Source organism: Neptuniibacter sp. QD48_55, assembly GCF_047778115.1.
GTDB lineage: Bacteria > Pseudomonadota > Gammaproteobacteria > Pseudomonadales > Balneatricaceae > Neptuniibacter.
The window spans coordinates 2,324,136-2,341,419 of record NZ_CP180555.1 but is presented as its reverse complement, the minus strand read 5'-3'; the positions used below and the strand labels follow the sequence as shown (position 1 = coordinate 2,341,419).

Sequence of the window (17,284 nt, the reverse complement as noted above, 5' to 3'; positions counted from 1 at the left end):
TTATTCGTCTATCCACACTGTTCTAACAGGTTCGCCAAAATCATCGTAGATGATTTTCTTGCGAGGTTTTCCGCGTTTAGGTTTAGTTGAAACTTTACTCTTACGTCTAGCATCAATAGTAGCTAATAGACCGTGAATTGGAGTGCGCTCTTGTGGTTTAGCGCGTTCAAAATTGGATTTGTGATGAGTGTAACGTCCGTCAACTAATCCAGATTCTCCCATCTCAACTTGTTTTATTTCCCCGCCTTTTTCCAGAAACCGTGATACCTCAGCATTGAGCTGATCGCGAAGTTCCGCTTTGCTTGGGGGTTTCTTAAACATAGTCTTGACCATGGCCTAGGAATTGTATGATTTTAAACCTAAATAGGGGTGCTTGCGAGGATAGTTTTAGCTTATCCTTATTTATAATTATTCATTATGTTGTAAATAAGGCTCTGACGCGCTAGCTGGGTAATATCTGATGAGCTGTGTTAGGCCGGTAAGTCTATAGATAATAAAAGCTTTCTTATGCGACTATCTCTACCTTTACGTTTTTCTATTCCGGTTATTATTGTGCTTGTTACCGCACTCATAATCCCGAGTTGTCTTTTCTTTGTTGCACCGATTGTTGAAAAACAGCATCAAACCCTGCTAAAGACCGAAGCTCAAAATGTTACTAAACGGCTAAAAGGTACCCTGACTTACCTGTTAGAGAGAGGAGATGCAGAAGGGGTAAATAGAGAGTTTCGTCAGAACCTTAAGTCAGATCAGTTGAGTAAAGTTTTGGTAGTGGATTCGGCTAATCAAATTCGTTTTTCATCTCATAGTGAAGACCTCGGCAAAACGGTTAGCCGTCGTGTAGATGTTCATTTAGATCTCAATACCATTATCCAAGTACGAGATATGCAGTTACAAAAGCATGCCTATTTTGAAAAGGAGAATGTTCTCTATTCACTGATCCCAATTGGTATCCCAGCGTTTGGTTCGCAGCATCAAGAACTGGAACAAGGGGTTATGATTCTCGCTTTAAGTGATAAGGAAGTGAATGAGGCAATTAGCAAGCAGCTCGCTGTATTAGTTACGGCACTGTCTGTCGCTATGCTATTCCTTGCCCTTATTTTGATGTTCGTCATCAATCGACTGGTAACTTCACGTGTACAGATGCTGGTTTTAGCGAGTAGATCTTTTTCACGAGGTCAGATAACCGCTTTTGATGATCAAGCTGGGAGTGATGAGTTAGGAATGCTGGGAGCTGCATTCAGTCAGATGGCAAAGCAGATCTCTTCTATACACGCTCAACTAGAAGCTAACGTTGATTTGCTGGACGAATTGCTAGAGAACTCGCCATCGATGATCGTGATTCGGGATGTCGAAGGTCAATATCTAAGAGCAAACCCCGCTTATCTAAAATTTGCAGGTTTAGCTTCGGTGGATGAGCTAAAAGGTGATGCGGCTGAAAAGGAAATTCCTGCTGACGTTATCCATGCCTCTCGAGAGGGTGATGCACAAGTCGTTCAATCGAAGCAGCATTACAGCTGGGAGTTAACTTACGAGTGTAGGGGACAATTTAAGTCTCTTTACAGTGAGTGTTTTCCTCTTTTTGATGATGATGGTCAGTTATATGCGGTGTGCACGATTACTACCGATATGAGTGATAGAGCGGAAAAAGATAAAGCCCTGCGTCTAGCTCAATATATTTTTGAAACCACTAATGACGGCATTATCGTCACGGATAAATACAACAGAATCGTAGAAGCAAACTCTGCATTTGAGAGGGTTACTGGCTACAGTAAGGACGAAGTGATTGGCCAAGCGCCAAATATCCTCAACTCTCACAAACAGCCTACTTCGTTTTATGAAGCAATGTGGAGAGAGCTGGAGGAGAAAGGTTTATGGTCTGGTGAGATCTGGAACCGAAAGAAAGATGGTCAGATCTATCCTGAATGGCTCACCGTTAAAGCAATTAAAGATGAGCAAGAGAGTGTTACCGGTTACTTTGGTGTATTTACGGATATTTCGGAGCAAAAGAAAACCGAGGCTTCTCTGCGCAACCTTGCTTACTATGATTCCTTGACCAATCTTGCGAATCGAACTTTCTGCAAAGAACGCTTAACTCATGACATGGAGCTCTCCAACAGACATAAAGAATCTTTGGCTTTGGTGTTTATTGACTTGGATTTCTTTAAGCATGTGAATGATTCTTTAGGTCATGAATATGGCGATCAATTGCTAGTTGAAGCAGCGAATCGCATTAAAGAAAAGGTACGTAGCTCAGATACAGTGGTTCGTTGGGGCGGGGATGAATTTATTCTGATTCTGCCGGGGATTTTTCAAGCCAATATGGCCTTGGTTATAGCGAATAATGTCTTGGAGGAACTTAAACGCCCGTTCAGGTTAAAAAATAGCGATGTATTTATTGGGGCAAGTATCGGCATTGCCATGTATCCCCATGATGCTGATAGTGCTGAAACTTTGATACAACATGCAGATGCAGCCATGTACAGCGCTAAGAACCGAGGACGTGACCAAGTATGCTTCTTCGATTCGGAGCTTAACCGCAAAAATTTGCAACAGATTCAGATGAAGTCTGACATTCGTGCTGCCATTGATGCAGAATCCTTCGAAATCTATTACCAAGCTAAAGTATGCCTTACCTCAAGAAAAGTAATTGGCTTGGAAGCGTTACTTCGTTGGACTGATTTTGATGGCAATGGTATTTCCCCTGCAGAGTTTATTCCTGTAGCTGAAAATAGCGGATTGATCCTACCTCTGGGTAATTGGGTTTTTGCGACAGTTTTTAAACAAGTTGACCAGTGGATGAAACATGGATTGTTGAAAGAGGGGGAGCGAGTCTCTATCAACCTATCACCACGTCAGCTAGCAAGTCCTGATTTGGTATCTGACTTAAGTAAACAGTTAGACCAATATCCTCTAATTGAAGGATATTTGAGTGTAGAAATTACCGAAACAGCGGTTATTGAGAATATAGATCGAGTTTTACCTGTTCTTGAGGCTATTCGAGCTAAAGGGGTTGCGATCGAATTGGATGACTTTGGAAGCGGATATTCCTCTCTAAACTATCTACGTCGTTTACCTGTTGATGTGTTGAAAGTCGATAAAGCATTCACTGCCGAATTGGGCAGCAACAAGTCCGAAAAAGCGATCATGGCGACGATCATTTCAATGGCGCATACGTTAGGTATGAAAGTGGTTGCTGAGGGCGTTGAAACTGATGAGCAATTGGCGATTCTGACTGAGTTGAAGTGCGATACGGCTCAGGGTTTCTATTTCTCTAAACCAGTTCCAATTACAGAGACAGAAGCGATCTTAGAAACAGGTTTGTGACGGGAAGTGCATAAGGTTTCACTGGTACAAGTCGCTCGCAACAGGTAGCATAGAGCCAATATTTTTAGACGATATAAGTAGCAAAAGTAGATGAGTTATCAGGTTCTAGCGCGTAAATGGCGTCCTGCTAAATTTCAGGAGATGGTAGGGCAAGAACACGTGCTTAAAGCACTGGTTAATGCGTTGGATGATGATCGTTTACATCATGCCTATCTCTTTACCGGTACCCGTGGTGTCGGTAAAACATCGATTGCTCGATTGTTTGCCAAATCTCTCAACTGCGAACAGGGCGTGTCTTCAACGCCTTGTGGTCAATGTTCTGCTTGTAAAGAGATCGCCGAAGGGCGTTTTGTTGATCTTATTGAAGTTGATGCGGCTTCGCGCACGAAAGTAGAAGATACGCGTGAACTGATGGAAAACGTGCAATATGCACCGACCCATGGACGCTACAAAGTGTACCTGATAGATGAGGTGCACATGCTTTCTACTCACTCGTTTAATGCGCTACTTAAAACGCTGGAGGAGCCACCTCCGCATGTTAAATTCCTATTAGCAACAACTGATCCTCAGAAGCTGCCGATCACAATTTTATCTCGTTGCTTGCAGTTCAATCTTAAAAACTTGATCCCTGAACGAATCGTGAACCATCTGCGAACAGTTCTGACAGCAGAGCAGATTCAGTTTGAAGAACCTGCACTATGGTTGTTAGCGAGATCTGCAGACGGCTCTATGCGTGATGCGATGAGTTTAACCGATCAGGCGATCGCTTTTGGTGCTGGGCAGATTGGTGAAGCAGATGTTCGCGCTATGCTGGGCACAATTGATCAGCGTTTGGTCTATCAGATGTTGTTCTGCTTAGCGGCATCAGACGCTAAAGGCCTAATGGCGGCAGTGACTGATTTGGCTCAGTTTTCACCTGACTATAATACGGTTCTAGGTGATTTGATCGGCGTATTACACCGTATTGCGATGGCGCAAACGATCCCTGAGGCTGTGGATAACAGCATGGGAGATAAAGATCAGATTATTGAACTTGCTGGCAAATTAACGGCTGAAGATGTTCAGCTCTATTACCAAGTTGCTTTGATGGGCCGTAAGGACCTTCCTTTTGTTCCTGATCCACGCGAAGGTTTGGAAATGGTATTGCTGAGAATGCTGGCATTTCGTCCTGCTAGTGCTCAGCCGCGCCAAGTTGAGGTCGCATCAAGTTCCCCGCAACAAGTAAGTCAGACCACTACAGCTTCTGTAACTACGGAAGTGCCTCCACCTGTAGCTGAATCGATCCAACCTGCACCTGTCGCACATACACCAGTTGTTCAAACTGCACCTGCGCCTCAATCTGCGCCAATGCAACCGGCCCCAGCGCACACGGATAGTCAGCCTCCAGCAGTAGAATCTCCACCGCCGTATGAGCAGCCATTATCAGATGTACCTCCATTAGGGCAGGCAAGTCCGATGGCGCCAGTGGCGGAGGTAAGCCCTGCAAAAAAGCCTGAAGCGGTAAATAACCAAGGAGATGAACCACCTCCTTGGGATATGGATGATGTGGGTGGTTTTGATGATTCAGAGCCTTCTAATCGTGCAGCGGAAAATTCATATACTGAAATGGAAGCAGTGGCTCCTGTTTCAGAACCAGTGCTACAAGCTGAAGTAACAGAAGAGATAGGTGAGATCTCTAAAACACGTGTTGAGGTTGTAGAGTGTTCGCGTAATTTAGCGGAAGTCTCCCTGCCTGATTGGGTGCATATTAGTCGTAGCCTTGGTCTAAGTGGCATGACCGAAAGTTTAGCGACTCATCTTTCTTTGGAACAAATATCGTCTGAATCGATGGTTTTACATTACACCAAAGAGCAGAAGACGATGCTGAACGAAGTACAGTGTCAGCGTATTTCGGATGCACTGAATGGTTACTTTAATAACCCTGTTCAGGTTGAGTTTTTACAAGCTGAACAGCAGCAGGAAACCCCTGCACAGTTTATAAATCGTAAACGAGAAGAGCGTCATCTATTAGCTGTCGAATCTATTCGTAACGATAGTACGGTACAATTACTACAAGAGCATTTTGATGCACGGATTGAACTCTCGTCCGTGGTTCCCATCGATAATTAATTGAGGAAAGATATGATGAAAGGCGGTATGGGTAACCTGATGAAACAGGCCCAAAAAATGCAGGAGAACCTGCAAAAAGCACAAGAGCAAATCGCACTTGCAGAGCAAACTGGTGAGTCTGGTGCGGGTCTTGTGAAAGTTGTAATGAACGGTCGTCACGACGTTAAAAGCATCAATATTGATGACAGCTTGATGGAAGAAGACAAAGAGATCTTAGAAGATTTGATCGCTGCGGCGGTAAATGATGCCGTGCGTAAAATCGAATCTTACACTCAAGAGAAAATGTCTGAAGTGACCGGTGGTATGGGAATGCCTCCTGGTTTCAATATGCCGTTCTAATCGATGTCATTCAGTCCATTAATTCAGCAGTTAATAAACGCTTTACGTTGTTTGCCGGGGGTTGGTCCTAAGTCGGCTCAGCGAATGGCTTTTCATCTGTTGGAACGTGATTCTGAAGGGGCGTTATCTCTGTCTGCTGCGCTTGAAAAAGCGGTTGCAGAGATCGGTCATTGCAGTGAATGTCGTACTTTATCCGAGCAGGATGTTTGTGATATTTGCCAATCAGAAACAAGAGATAAGCATCTGCTTTGTGTACTCGAGTCGCCGGTAGATGTGTTGGCAGTTGAGCAGACGGGGGGGTATAACGGTCGTTATTTTGTACTCTCGGGGCATCTGTCACCTATCGATGGCATAGGCCCTGAAGATCTGGGTATTGATCTTCTTTTAGATAAGGTTAGATCAAACGATATCCGAGAATTAATCCTTGCCACTAATCCAACGGTAGAAGGCGAAGCAACGGCTCATTTTATTGCTGCTCAAGTGAAAGATCTGGATGTAAAGGTTTCTCGAATCGCTCACGGGGTTCCTGTGGGTGGAGAGTTAGAATTCGTGGATGGCGGTACGTTAGCCCACGCAATAGCGGGAAGACGTTCTCTGCTTTGAGGTAAGAATCTCCAGATGACAGAATATAGTTGGAAAAAGCTAGAAGTATCAGCAAGAACACCTGTCTGGATTCGTTCAGAAGATGCGTTAGTTGAGTGTTGTAATAAATGGCGTACGCTTCCAGTCATTGCACTAGATACAGAGTTTCAGCGAGTTGAAACGTTTTATCCTATCCCTGGGCTTATTCAAGTTGCTGATGATCAATCTTGCTACTTGATTGATCCTTTAGAGATCAAGGATTTTAGTGCGTTGGCTGATCTATTTGCTGATCGATCAGTTGTAAAACTGATGCATGCAGCAAATGAAGATCTAGAGCTATTTCTGAAAATGTTTGGTGAATTGCCAACACCGTTGTTTGATACGCAATTAGGTGGGGCTGTATTGAATTGGGGGTTCTCGTTAGGCCTTCAGAGAATGCTTGAGCAAAAGCTAGGTATTCAATTAGCGAAACATGAGACCACCTCTAATTGGTTGCAGCGCCCTCTGACAGCAAGCCAAGAATTATATGCAGCGCTAGATGTGGCTTATCTTCCAGCTATATACCAGATGCAAAAATCAGAGCTGGATGCTTTGCAGCGTTATCACTGGGCAGAGCAAGAGAATGATGCGCTGTTAGCTGATGCGCTAGTGGATGATGTTGAAGGTTATGGTTATTACCGTCGCTTCACTCAAATGTGGAATCTGCCAGAGCACAAAATGGCAGCATTGCGTGACCTAACTGCATGGCGCGAACAGATTGCGAGAAAGCGAGATGTTCCACGTAACAGAATCCTCAGAAATCAGGCTTTGTTACAAATAGTGGAAAAGTGGCCACGCAGTTTATCTGAGTTATCGCGGCTAGATGAAGTGAAAAAGCGTATACTTCGTACTGATGGCGAAGCAATTTTAGGCTTTTTAAAGTATGGACAGGTAAGTGCGGCTAAAAACAGCCCTGCACCTATTCCTAAACCGCTGCACTTCTTTTGGAACAAACATATTAAGAAGCTGAAGGCGATTGCGCGTCGTGTAGCTGAAGAGCAAAATGTCGCCCCTGAAATTTTATTGCGAAGAAAAGAGTTGGAACTACTTATTCGTTCAGGGGTTGATGAGGGTGAGTATCGCTTACCTGAAAAAATTACGGCTTGGAGGCAGGAGCTTCTTGCATCTCAATTGTTAGCCGAATTGCAAAAGATTGAAAAATTAAGAACTGAAGGTGCTTAACCGATGAAAATATGCTCTGTTTACCTGAGCCCGCGTAAAGATGAGATGTATCTTTATGTAGATAAGCGAGATCAACTGAGTAAAGTGCCGGAAGCGCTATTAGAAATGTTTGGTTCGCCAAAGCATGTGATGGATATTCCTTTAACGGCTGATCGTGAGCTGGCTAGGGTTGATACCGAAAAGGTGTTGTCTGATCTAGATGAGAAGGGTTATTTCTTGCAGATGCCGCCGCCAAAAGATGACTACATGCTTGATCTTCATAAAGATCGCCCGGAAACTGGTGTTCGCTAAGTGGTAGCTCAAGAAGTATTTTGGCGCAGTAAGAGTCTACAAGAGATGAGCTCTTCGGAGTGGGAATCTCTTTGTGATGGTTGTGCGCTTTGTTGTCTCCACAAGCTGGAAGATGAAGATACAAAAGAGGTTTTTTATACCTCTGTTGTTTGTCACCTTCTAGATTTTGATACCTGTCGTTGCACCAAATATGAGGAGCGTTGCTCTTTAGTGCCTGACTGCGTCAAGCTTACTCCTAAGGATGTTGATGACTTTCATTGGCTTCCGCCAACCTGTTCTTACCGCTTAATTCATGAAGGCAAAGATCTTCCTGAATGGCACCCGCTATTGTCTGGGCGCCAAGAGACGGTGATTGAGTCAGGTGCTTCGGTACTAACTTGGTACGAAGTCAAAGATAATGAAATCACCGAAGAAGAGTTCGAAGATTACATTATTGAATAGTAGAAAAGCGCCTAAGGCGCTTTTTTTATGCGTAATGTCTAATTTGCTGTTAGGGTTTTCCTAACATAAAGTTATATCTCGTAGTTGGAGATAATGGCTTTGAGCACTTCTGATCAATTTAATCACCTCTCAGTTCTCGATAATTTCGATGCAATTTCTGCGTTCGATTTTGTACCTGATGTTATTTGGATTTTTGATCTAGATCGACATGGCTTCTGGTGGGGAAATGAGCGCGCACTCGAATTTTGGGGGCTGCCAACTGTTCAGGATTTGATTGATAAAGACCTATCGGCTGATACAGAAGGTGCTCGTAAGCGGACCGAGCAAACATTTTATAAAGCAGCGGCTCAAGGGATGACAGTTGACCCTTGGACAACTTATCCAAACGGTAAACCTAAAACGCTCTTGATGCGACATAAAGCAGTGCTGCTTGGTCCTGAAAAGCACCGTGGCATTATTGCGTTTATTAGTGAGCAGGTTGATCTGGGCGAGCAACCTGAGCATCTCATCTTTTCTGAAGCGATTCGTTATACATCAGTTGCTGTTACTAGTTTTGATATGAGTGGTACGCCGATGTTTGAAAATCCAGCCGCAGCAGAATTATATGGCTTTGTTGATGCTCAGAATAATGATGCTTCTGTGTTTGTGTGCCGATTTCACAACGTTAAAGAGGGGTTTGAGCTTCTTGAGAGGGGGCGACAGCATCAAGATGGGCAGTCAGAGCATTTGATGGTAACGAGTAAAGGTGTGCGCCGACATGTTGTGGATCTCCGTACGAGCCGTCATCCATTGACGGGCGATTACCTTCTTTTGGTGTCTGAATATGACGTTACAGAGCTACATAATGCGATTGAGCAGGCAGAAAAGGCCAAGGTAAGGTTAGATAAACTTGCTCATTATGATGCCTTAACCGGGCTGCCCAGTTTGCGGTTGTGTCGCGATCGTATGACTCAAGTGATTGCTCAAGCGCAGCGGGAGGCGAGTTCAGCTGCGATCATGTTTGTTGATCTTGATGGTTTTAAAGCTGTTAATGATAGCTTTGGTCACGATGCGGGTGATCAAGTGTTGGTTGAATTTGGGAAACGTTTGGTTCATCAAGTGCGCGCTGTGGATACGGTGGGTCGTATCGGTGGTGATGAATTTATTATCTTAATGTCAGGGATAAAGTCTGCTAAAGATGTTGAAGTAGTTGCATCCAAGATTATTGCTGTGATGAATGAGCCGTTTTCGATCGCTGATATGAATGGTAAGGAACAAGAGGCCTGTATTGGCGTAAGCGTAGGGATTTCGCTCTTAGAGGAAGGGGCGTTGAATAAAAATGCTGAGGTGCTTCTGAGAGAAGCTGATCATGCAATGTATAAAGTGAAGCGCAGTGGTAAGCGTGGATATAGATTTGCTAGCTAAGTTTAATTAACGAAAACAAAAAAGCCGCAATCAATGATTGCGGCTTTTTAGCTTCAACAAGAAGTGATTACTTCTGGTTGTCTAGCTGAGCTTTGATCAGGTCACCAATTGTAGTTGGGCCAGATACTTCAACTTCAGCGTTACGTACAGCAGAGATTGCTGCTTTCTCTTCAGCCTGTTCTTTCGCTTTGATAGACAGGTTGATAACGCGGTTGCGACGATCAAGAGTGATGATCTTAGCTTCTACTTCTTCACCAACGTTAAGAACAGTAGATGCATCTTCAACGCGATCTACAGAGATCTCAGATACTTTCAGAGTACCTTCGATACCTTCAGCTAGCTCGATAACAGCTGCTTTAGCGTCTACAGAAGTAACTTTACCAGTTACGATAGCGCCTTTGTCGTTAGCTGCAGCGAATTCAGCGAATGGATCGCTTTCAAGCTGTTTGATACCAAGAGAGATACGCTCTTTCTCTGCATCGATAGAAAGGATAACAGCTTCAACTTCTTCGCCTTTCTTGAACTGGCGTAGAGCTGCTTCAGCATCAGCTTCCCAAGTGATGTCAGACATGTGAACAAGACCGTCAAGCTCGTCCTGTAGGCCAACGAAGATACCGAAGTCAGTGATAGTTTTGATAGTACCAGTAACTTTGTCGTTCGCAGCAAACTGCTCAGCGAAAGTAACCCATGGGTTAGCTGTGCACTGTTTGATACCTAGAGAAATACGACGACGCTCTTCGTCAACGTCTAGGATCATAACTTCTAGCTCATCACCGATCTGAACAACTTTAGATGGGTGGATGTTCTTGTTAGTCCAAGACATTTCAGAAACGTGTACCAGACCTTCTACGCCGTCTTCGATAGATGCGAAGCAGCCGTAATCAGTAAGGTTAGTGATGCGTGCCTTGCACTTAGCACCAGCTGGGTAACGTTCTTTGATAAGAGACCATGGGTCTTGAGAAAGCTGCTTAAGACCTAGAGAGATACGACCAGATTCTTTGTCGAACTTGATGATCTTAACAGTGATCTCATCGCCTGGGTTTAGCATCTCTGATGGGTGAGAGATACGCTTCCAAGCCATGTCAGTGATGTGTAGAAGACCGTCAACACCGCCAAGATCGATGAATGCACCGTAGTTAGTAAGGTTCTTAACGAAACCTTTAACTTCTTGACCTTCTTCTAGAGTAGCTAGTAGCTCATCACGCTGAGCACTGTTAGCTTCTTGAAGAACTGCACGGCGAGAAACAACGATGTTGTTACGCTTAGGATCAAGCTTGATTAGTTTGAATTCAAGCTCTTTGCCTTCTAGGTGATCAACGTCACGTACAGGGCGAACGTCTACCAAAGAACCTGGTAGGAAGCCTTGAATGTTGTTGATGCTAACTGTGAAGCCGCCTTTAACTTTGCCGCTGATGTAGCCTTTAACAACTTCTTCAGCTTCAAATTTAGTCTGTAGAACTTCCCAAGCTTCAGCGCGTTTCGCTTTTTCACGAGACAGACGAGTTTCACCGAAACCATCTTCAACCGCTTCTAGTGCAACTTTAACGTCGTCACCGATTTTGATCTCAAGTTCGTTAGCATCGTTAAGGAACTGAGAACGCGGGATGATTGCTTCAGATTTTAGACCAGCATGTACAGTAACCCAGTCGCTGTCGATATCAACAACTTCACCAATTACCAATTTACCTGGAGTCATGTCTAGTGATTGAAGGGATTCTTCAAACAGATCAGCAAAGCTTTCGCTCATTGAATATGTCCTATATAAGGGCTGTTTTATCTCGCTAAGAATGTGAGATTGGATAACAGCACTTCAGCCTGTAAAACCGGATTCACAGGGTCAGTTTAATTATTATGAAGAGGGCGTTTTGACCGGTGTAGCGCCCATTTCAAAAGAAAATGAGCGCACATTATACAGTAAATTAACAGAGAATGTATAAGGTTTTAGCGGATTATTAAAAAGGTTTATCGTAATCGTCTAGTCGGGAGTAAAGTGCTGTTTGACAAGGTTTTACAACTGTATCCAGATCAGTTTTTAACTCACTGGTTAGGTTGCTGCTATCCTGTTTACGGAAAAATTGAGTTATAAGGCGCTCTTCACGAGGGGAGTTGGCTGCGATTTCAATGCCATCCCCTACGCAGAACGAGAATTCGGGCATATAGGTTTTAACGAGATCTTCGCGCTCGCTGTCGGATAGGATTAAGCGTTTTCCACCAATAAATTTCTTATATTCGTTACCAGCAGCTGCCGACATTGCTTCTATTTGTAGGTTAGAGAAGCGTCGGGCATCTGGCATATCGATAAGCAATGTCTTGAGTTGTTTTTCTACAGCGGCAACTTCTTCAACAATGGTCAAAGGGGCAAAATGCTCGTTGAGCTTTTTGTATTCTTCAAGGGCAGCTATTTCGGCTTTAAGCCCTTCAATCTGTTTTTTATAAACTTCTTGCTCGTCTAGAAGCTTCTCATTGTCGGCCATTAAGCCTTTAATAACTTTCTGCGTTGGGGTGAGTTTGTCTTGTGCGAAAGTGGCCGGAAGCTGCTTAGTGCCGAGTTCGCCAGTTGTCTCAGTATGAACATTGCTAGGTAAGACAGTGAAGCCAAATTTTTCTAAGTCTTTTAGGTTTTCCTGATGCTGGCCCTGCATTTCATTATAGGCAAAATAGCCACCGCCACCGAGAATGGCCAATACAATTGGAACGATGATCAGTACTACAAGAAGCTTTCTAGTATTCATTGCTTACTTCTTTCCTATCTTGGCGGCTGGCGTTATTAATCCATAGAAGCGTAGCGATTGCTCGCTAGCATCGAGGCTATTTCTGTTCGCCTTTCTGGGTTTCGTTAGCTGAATATTGCAACTGTAAGAAGGCTGTATCAAGTAGAATTCTTCCACTTTCTACTAGCATAGCTTCAGCTTCTGGGTTGATAGGTCTGCCTTGAGCATCTTTTTCTAGCTCTTCATCAAGCTCTGATAGCGATTTGATCGGAGGTAGTTGTTTTTTGCTGCGACGACGGTTTTCGGCATTCACTTGCCATTCTTCCGCTTTCTCACGTTCAATCTTAAGCGCTGATTCCTGTAGAGGGATAAGGCTGCTTTCCTTGCGTACTTCGTTGAGATGCTCAACTTGTTCACGCATGAAGATGAAGTCCGGATCAGTCATGCTTCGTGATTGATAACGTGAATTGATCTGAGTTAAAAATTGTTTCAGATTCGGGTACACGCCATGAGGTGCTGATCGAACTTTATCCCAAGCTAGAGCTTGATCTAATGCGCTTTCACCAATGATTTCAGGGTCATAAAGGGTAGGGAATGTGATATCTGGCATTACGCCTTTATTCTGGGTGCTGTCGCCAGAAATTCGATAAAACATAGCGTGTGTCAGTTTAAGCTGGCCGTGGTTAAGGGGTAGTAAGGTTTGAACGGTGCCTTTACCAAAGGTTTGGCCGCCAATAACGATGCCACGGTTGTAGTCTTGGATTGCACCGGCAAAAATTTCAGATGCTGAGGCAGATAGGCGGTTAACAAGAACAGCCATTGGTCCACCGTAAGAGACTTTTGGGTTAAGATCGCGAAGAACCTCAACTCGACCTGTAGAGTCTTTCACCTGAACTGTTGGGCCACGTTGAATGAATAGGCCAACAGTGTCGTTGGCTTCACGAAGAGAGCCGCCGCCATTGTTACGGAGGTCTACGATTAGGCCGTCAACATTTTCGTCTTTTAGTTCTTGAATAAGCTTTTCTACATCGCGAGAGGTGCTTTTATAATCGTCATCGCCACGCTGCAGTGCTGCAAAATCAATATAGAAGGCTGGTATCTCAATTACGCCAAGTTTGAATGGTTGGCCAAGATGTTCAAGTTCGAGTATGCGCTTTTGAGCGGATTGTTCTTCTAATTTTACTTTATTTCGAACAATTTTTACGATTTTGGAAGGGATGTCTTCGCGCTCAGAAGTCCTTACTTCGAGCCTAACAGTAGTTCCTTTAGGGCCTCGAATAAGTTGAACAACATCGTCCAGTCTCCAGCCTACGACATCTTCGATATCGCCATCTTCACCTTGGCCGACACCAATAATACGGTCGGTCGCCTTCAGTTGACCTGTCTTTTCAGCAGGGCCTGCAGGTACAAGGCGAACAATCTGAGTGAATTCGTTTTCACTTTTTAATACAGCGCCGATCCCTTCTAGAGATAAGCTCATATTAATTTTGAAATTCTCAGATTTTCTTGGTGAAAAATACTGGGTGTGTGGATCGTATTGCTTGGTAAAAGCGTTTGCAAACGATTGGAATACGTCTTCGCTATTAACTTGTAAACTTCTTTTTAGTTGGTTTTTATAGCGTTTTATTAGAATTTCTCGTGCTTCTTCTTCAGTTTTTTCAGCTAATAGAAGGTTGAGCAGAGCGCTCTTAAGTCGACGGTCCCAAAGTGCATTCATCTCTTGGGTGGATTCAATCCAAGCAGCGTTTTCTCGATCAGTGTTTAGGCTCTCATCAATCGAGAAATCAAATACCTTGCCTTGTTCTAATTCATCAATAATGAACTCTAGGCGACCTTCAATACGCTCTTGATAGCGGTTGAAAATGAAATAAGCTGCAGAGAGTTCTCCAGAGCGGATTTGATCGTCTAGTACCAAACGATATTTTTCGAACTCATCTATATCGCTTTTGTAAAAATAGCTGCGCGCAGGGTCGAGGTCCTTAATATATTGATTAAAGATCTGTCCAGATAATGAATCATCTAAATTGACTCTGTTATAGTGGCCTAGTTTGAGCGATTCTGTAATTTCTAATAACGTTTGCTTATGCACGGGCTCTGATTTGAGCGGTGTTGCAAGTGCATTGGCTGTACTTGGAATTAGGAAGGATAACGCAGTAAACAACAGTGGCTTTAATAGCGATCTATGCATAATGTAAGTCTTAATTCAGCGCTCTGGATTTAACTATGACCCTAAAAAAGGGTTGTGAGTTCCCTGTCACAGTTTGTTGAGTGTAGACATGCGCGGCACTGTTGTAAAATCAATTGCTTATAAAGAGTGTATGGATTTATTTGGTATTCGTTTATGAACATGAAACTCGTAGGTGTTACAGCTCTGGCGATGACGCTAGGATTGGTTAGTGGTTGTGGTGAAGATCCTGAAGAGCAAAAGTTTCGTCAAGCGTTGGTTGAGAAGGCGCTTAACGATGACGTCAGGAAAGAAGGTGTTGCCTTTCTAGAGTCAAATGCAAAAGATCAAGATGTAAAAGTAACACCGAGTGGTTTGCAATATAAAGTTGTTCAGGCAGGAGAGGGTGGGAGCCCTAACGTTACTGATACTGTTACTGTTCACTACGAAGGTACTCGTGTTGACGGGCATGTATTTGATAGCTCTTATAAACGTGGTGAGCCTAGTTCCTTCCCGTTAAATCGCGTTATTCGCGGCTGGACTGAAGGTTTAGCTATGATGAATAAAGGGGCGGTTTGGATGTTTTATATCAAGCCGGAATTGGCTTACGGTGCTACTAGCCCAAGTGTTGATATTCCAGCGAATTCAACTTTGATATTTAAAGTTGAGTTAATCGATTTTAAGGCTTCTGAGAAATAGGATTTTAAATGAAAGACTTAATTGCAGATTTACAATTGTTCTTAGAAGCGTCTCCAACGCCGTATCACGCGGTAAAGGAGATGTCGCAGCGTTTGGCTAAAAATGGTTTTATAGAGCTGCGTGAAGAGGATAGTTGGCAGTTACAAGCGGGTGGGAAGTATTACGTTACTCGCAATGGCTCTTCCATAATTGCTTGGTCTTTGCCGCGTGATGTTAATCTGGCAGAGTCTGGATTACGTATGGTGGGCGCGCATACTGATTCTCCTTGTCTAAAAGTGAAGCCGGTTCCTGAACTGAATAGGCATGGCTATCAGCAGTTGGGTGTTGAGGTTTATGGTGGGGTGTTGTTAAACCCCTGGTTTGATCGTGATCTGTCTATGGCAGGGCGGGTGAGTTATAAGTCTCTAAAAGGTGAGCGTTGTAAGGCGTTAGTTAACTTTAAAGATCCCATAGCACTAATTCCTAGTTTAGCTATTCATCTGGATCGAGAGGCAAATAAAAGTAGAACAATCAATGCTCAAACCTATTTGCCAGTTATTTTAGGGCAAGGGGATAAAGGGTTTAGCTTTAAGCAGATGTTGGCGGATAGATTATCTGCTGAGGGTGTTGAAGATGTGGCGGAGGTTCTTGATTATGAAATCTCGCTATACGATACGCAAAAGCCAGCACTGACAGGGTTAAAGAAAGAGTATTTGTCATCTGCAAGACTGGATAATCTTTTAAGTTGCTACATGGGATTGGCGGCATTACTGCAATCTAATTTTGAGCAAGGGGCGCTTTTAGTCTGTAATGACCATGAAGAAGTAGGCAGTATGAGTTCTTCTGGTGCTCAAGGGCCAATGTTGAGCCAGGTGTTGGAACGATTGATGCCTGATGTCGAGGATAGGGTCCGGATGATAAGTCGTTCTATGATGATCTCGGCAGATAATGCTCATGGTATTCACCCTAATTTTGCGGATAAGCACGATGCAAACCATGGCCCTTTAATTAATGAGGGGCCTGTAATTAAGCTCAACGCGAATCAGCGCTATGCTTCCAACAGTGAAACGAGTGCGATATTTAGGGATCTCGCTCAGCAGGTGAATGTTCCGGTTCAGGCGTTTGTTGTAAGAAGTGATATGGCGTGCGGTAGTACCATAGGGCCAATTACAGCTGCAGAACTGGGTGTAAAAACACTGGATATTGGTGTTCCGCAATTTGCAATGCACTCAATTCGTGAAATGGCTGGTACTAAGGATGTTATTGCTTTGACGAAAGTTCTGGCTAAATTCTTTGAAGAGCCTACTGTTTAACCATACATAGTTCATATTGGAACCGGTTGCAGTGTCTATGTGATCGGTTCACTTTCCCCTCCCGTAATACCTGTTTCTCTGAAATGTGAGGTGAAACAGATGTTCTCATTTTTAAAACAGAATCCTGAAAAAAGACTTAAGAAAGAATATAACGCTAAGCTTGAGCAGGCAATGAACGCGCAGCGTTGTGGTGATATTGAAAAATATTCTTTTCTTACGCGTGAGGCTGAAGAGCTTTATGAAAAATTAAAGCAGGTTCAGGAAGAAAAATCTTAGCTTTGGTTTATGGTGATTATAGTGGGGAAATTGCCTGCGAGTTACTTATTGGAGCTGCGCGCAATGGGCTTGATGTTTACGACGAAAAACTGCTGCGAATACAATCTAATAGAAGACGAAAGCAATGAGTTATCAAATACAACTCTATTGATTTAGTTAGCCATTGAAAGTAAATAGAGAATATTAAGATGGTCGGAGTGGAGGGATTCGAACCCCCGACCCTCTGGTCCCAAACCAGATGCGCTACCAAGCTGCGCTACACTCCGACGATGATACTTGAACAGGTGTTTTGGAAATTAACCAATGAAAGTGGTCGGAGTGGAGGGATTCGAACCCCCGACCCTCTGGTCCCAAACCAGATGCGCTACCAAGCTGCGCTACACTCCGACGATCATACCTGAGCAGGTATTTAGAATAATTGCCAATGAAAG

The 17,284-nt window shown here is 43.7% G+C and carries 15 protein-coding genes and 2 tRNA genes; 11 read left to right on the top strand and 6 right to left on the bottom strand.

All coding sequences use genetic code 11. The features are described from left to right. Positions 1-321 (bottom strand): hypothetical protein, encoded by a 321-nt coding sequence (locus ACMXYW_RS10760; protein WP_415904050.1) that lies wholly within the window; start codon positions 319-321, stop codon positions 1-3. 186 nt (positions 322-507) lie between these two features. Between ACMXYW_RS10760 and ACMXYW_RS10755 the strand changes: the two genes are divergently transcribed. The 8 genes from ACMXYW_RS10755 (at position 508) to ACMXYW_RS10720 (ending at position 9,711) form a co-directional block, all read left to right on the top strand. Then, the gene (locus ACMXYW_RS10755) at positions 508-3,324 is read left to right on the top strand and encodes an EAL domain-containing protein (protein ID WP_415904049.1); all 2,817 of its coding nucleotides are present in this window, start codon (positions 508-510) and stop codon (positions 3,322-3,324) included. Between the two features lie 90 nt (positions 3,325-3,414). Then, positions 3,415-5,433 carry a DNA polymerase III subunit gamma/tau gene (gene dnaX / locus ACMXYW_RS10750; protein ID WP_415904048.1) on the top strand — a complete coding sequence of 673 codons (2,019 nt, stop codon included), beginning with the start codon at positions 3,415-3,417 and terminating at the stop codon, positions 5,431-5,433. Between the two features lie 12 nt (positions 5,434-5,445). Further along, on the top strand, positions 5,446-5,772 hold the full coding sequence (locus ACMXYW_RS10745) for a YbaB/EbfC family nucleoid-associated protein (RefSeq protein WP_415881753.1): 327 nt from the start codon (positions 5,446-5,448) through the stop codon (positions 5,770-5,772). Positions 5,773-5,775: 3 nt separating this feature from the next. Continuing rightward, the gene (gene recR / locus ACMXYW_RS10740; RefSeq protein WP_415904047.1) at positions 5,776-6,375 is read left to right on the top strand and encodes a recombination mediator RecR; all 600 of its coding nucleotides are present in this window, start codon (positions 5,776-5,778) and stop codon (positions 6,373-6,375) included. Between the two features lie 15 nt (positions 6,376-6,390). Then, the gene (rnd, locus tag ACMXYW_RS10735) at positions 6,391-7,575 is read left to right on the top strand and encodes a ribonuclease D (RefSeq protein WP_415904046.1); all 1,185 of its coding nucleotides are present in this window, start codon (positions 6,391-6,393) and stop codon (positions 7,573-7,575) included. A 3-nt stretch (positions 7,576-7,578) separates the two neighbouring features. Further along, positions 7,579-7,866, top strand: a complete 288-nt coding sequence (locus ACMXYW_RS10730; protein ID WP_415896574.1) for a YcgL domain-containing protein — start codon at positions 7,579-7,581, stop codon at positions 7,864-7,866. Further along, positions 7,867-8,307 carry a YcgN family cysteine cluster protein gene (locus tag ACMXYW_RS10725; protein ID WP_415904045.1) on the top strand — a complete coding sequence of 147 codons (441 nt, stop codon included), beginning with the start codon at positions 7,867-7,869 and terminating at the stop codon, positions 8,305-8,307. 99 nt (positions 8,308-8,406) lie between these two features. Beyond that, positions 8,407-9,711, top strand: a complete 1,305-nt coding sequence (locus ACMXYW_RS10720; RefSeq protein WP_415904044.1) for a diguanylate cyclase domain-containing protein — start codon at positions 8,407-8,409, stop codon at positions 9,709-9,711. 67 nt (positions 9,712-9,778) lie between these two features. Here ACMXYW_RS10720 and rpsA read toward each other — a convergent pair whose 3' ends face one another. From rpsA to ACMXYW_RS10705, 3 genes are all read right to left on the bottom strand, one after another. Continuing rightward, complete coding sequence (rpsA, locus tag ACMXYW_RS10715; RefSeq protein ID WP_415885208.1) at positions 9,779-11,458, bottom strand: 30S ribosomal protein S1; 1,680 nt, start codon at positions 11,456-11,458, stop codon at positions 9,779-9,781. 205 nt (positions 11,459-11,663) lie between these two features. Continuing rightward, positions 11,664-12,443, bottom strand: a complete 780-nt coding sequence (locus ACMXYW_RS10710; RefSeq protein WP_415904043.1) for a hypothetical protein — start codon at positions 12,441-12,443, stop codon at positions 11,664-11,666. A gap of 76 nt (positions 12,444-12,519) precedes the next feature. Further along, positions 12,520-14,610: a carboxy terminal-processing peptidase gene (locus ACMXYW_RS10705; protein ID WP_415904042.1), complete on the bottom strand. Its 2,091-nt coding sequence runs from the start codon at positions 14,608-14,610 to the stop codon at positions 12,520-12,522. Positions 14,611-14,763: 153 nt separating this feature from the next. On the opposite strand from ACMXYW_RS10705, the gene ACMXYW_RS10700 reads away from it, so the two are divergent. The 3 genes from ACMXYW_RS10700 to ACMXYW_RS10690 all read left to right on the top strand — a co-directional run bounded on the left by ACMXYW_RS10700 (position 14,764) and on the right by ACMXYW_RS10690 (position 16,853). Beyond that, entirely contained in the window at positions 14,764-15,285 is a 522-nt protein-coding gene (locus ACMXYW_RS10700; RefSeq protein WP_415904041.1) for an FKBP-type peptidyl-prolyl cis-trans isomerase, read from the top strand. Between the two features lie 8 nt (positions 15,286-15,293). Next, a complete protein-coding gene (locus ACMXYW_RS10695) occupies positions 15,294-16,577 on the top strand; it encodes a M18 family aminopeptidase (RefSeq protein ID WP_415904040.1) in 1,284 nt (427 codons plus the stop codon). Between the two features lie 99 nt (positions 16,578-16,676). Further along, the gene (locus tag ACMXYW_RS10690; protein ID WP_415904039.1) at positions 16,677-16,853 is read left to right on the top strand and encodes a DUF6435 family protein; all 177 of its coding nucleotides are present in this window, start codon (positions 16,677-16,679) and stop codon (positions 16,851-16,853) included. Between the two features lie 189 nt (positions 16,854-17,042). On the opposite strand, the gene ACMXYW_RS10685 is transcribed toward ACMXYW_RS10690, so the two are convergent. Together ACMXYW_RS10685 and ACMXYW_RS10680 are read right to left on the bottom strand one after the other, a co-directional pair. Continuing rightward, positions 17,043-17,119: transfer RNA gene (locus ACMXYW_RS10685), tRNA-Pro, on the bottom strand. A gap of 44 nt (positions 17,120-17,163) precedes the next feature. Further along, positions 17,164-17,240 (bottom strand) — tRNA-Pro (locus tag ACMXYW_RS10680). Positions 17,241-17,284: the final 44 nt, after the last annotated feature.

Coding starts and splice junctions, on each gene's coding strand:
- ACMXYW_RS10760 (WP_415904050.1), bottom strand. CDS start 321: ATGTTTAAGAAACCCCCAAGCAAAGCGGAACTTCGCGATCAGCTCAAT.
- ACMXYW_RS10710 (WP_415904043.1), bottom strand. CDS start 12,443: ATGAATACTAGAAAGCTTCTTGTAGTACTGATCATCGTTCCAATTGTA.
- dnaX (WP_415904048.1), top strand. CDS start 3,415: ATGAGTTATCAGGTTCTAGCGCGTAAATGGCGTCCTGCTAAATTTCAG.
- ACMXYW_RS10745 (WP_415881753.1), top strand. CDS start 5,446: ATGATGAAAGGCGGTATGGGTAACCTGATGAAACAGGCCCAAAAAATG.
- ACMXYW_RS10700 (WP_415904041.1), top strand. CDS start 14,764: ATGAACATGAAACTCGTAGGTGTTACAGCTCTGGCGATGACGCTAGGA.
- ACMXYW_RS10755 (WP_415904049.1), top strand. CDS start 508: ATGCGACTATCTCTACCTTTACGTTTTTCTATTCCGGTTATTATTGTG.
- ACMXYW_RS10690 (WP_415904039.1), top strand. CDS start 16,677: ATGTTCTCATTTTTAAAACAGAATCCTGAAAAAAGACTTAAGAAAGAA.
- rnd (WP_415904046.1), top strand. CDS start 6,391: ATGACAGAATATAGTTGGAAAAAGCTAGAAGTATCAGCAAGAACACCT.
- ACMXYW_RS10695 (WP_415904040.1), top strand. CDS start 15,294: ATGAAAGACTTAATTGCAGATTTACAATTGTTCTTAGAAGCGTCTCCA.
- rpsA (WP_415885208.1), bottom strand. CDS start 11,458: ATGAGCGAAAGCTTTGCTGATCTGTTTGAAGAATCCCTTCAATCACTA.
- recR (WP_415904047.1), top strand. CDS start 5,776: ATGTCATTCAGTCCATTAATTCAGCAGTTAATAAACGCTTTACGTTGT.
- ACMXYW_RS10730 (WP_415896574.1), top strand. CDS start 7,579: ATGAAAATATGCTCTGTTTACCTGAGCCCGCGTAAAGATGAGATGTAT.
- ACMXYW_RS10705 (WP_415904042.1), bottom strand. CDS start 14,610: ATGCATAGATCGCTATTAAAGCCACTGTTGTTTACTGCGTTATCCTTC.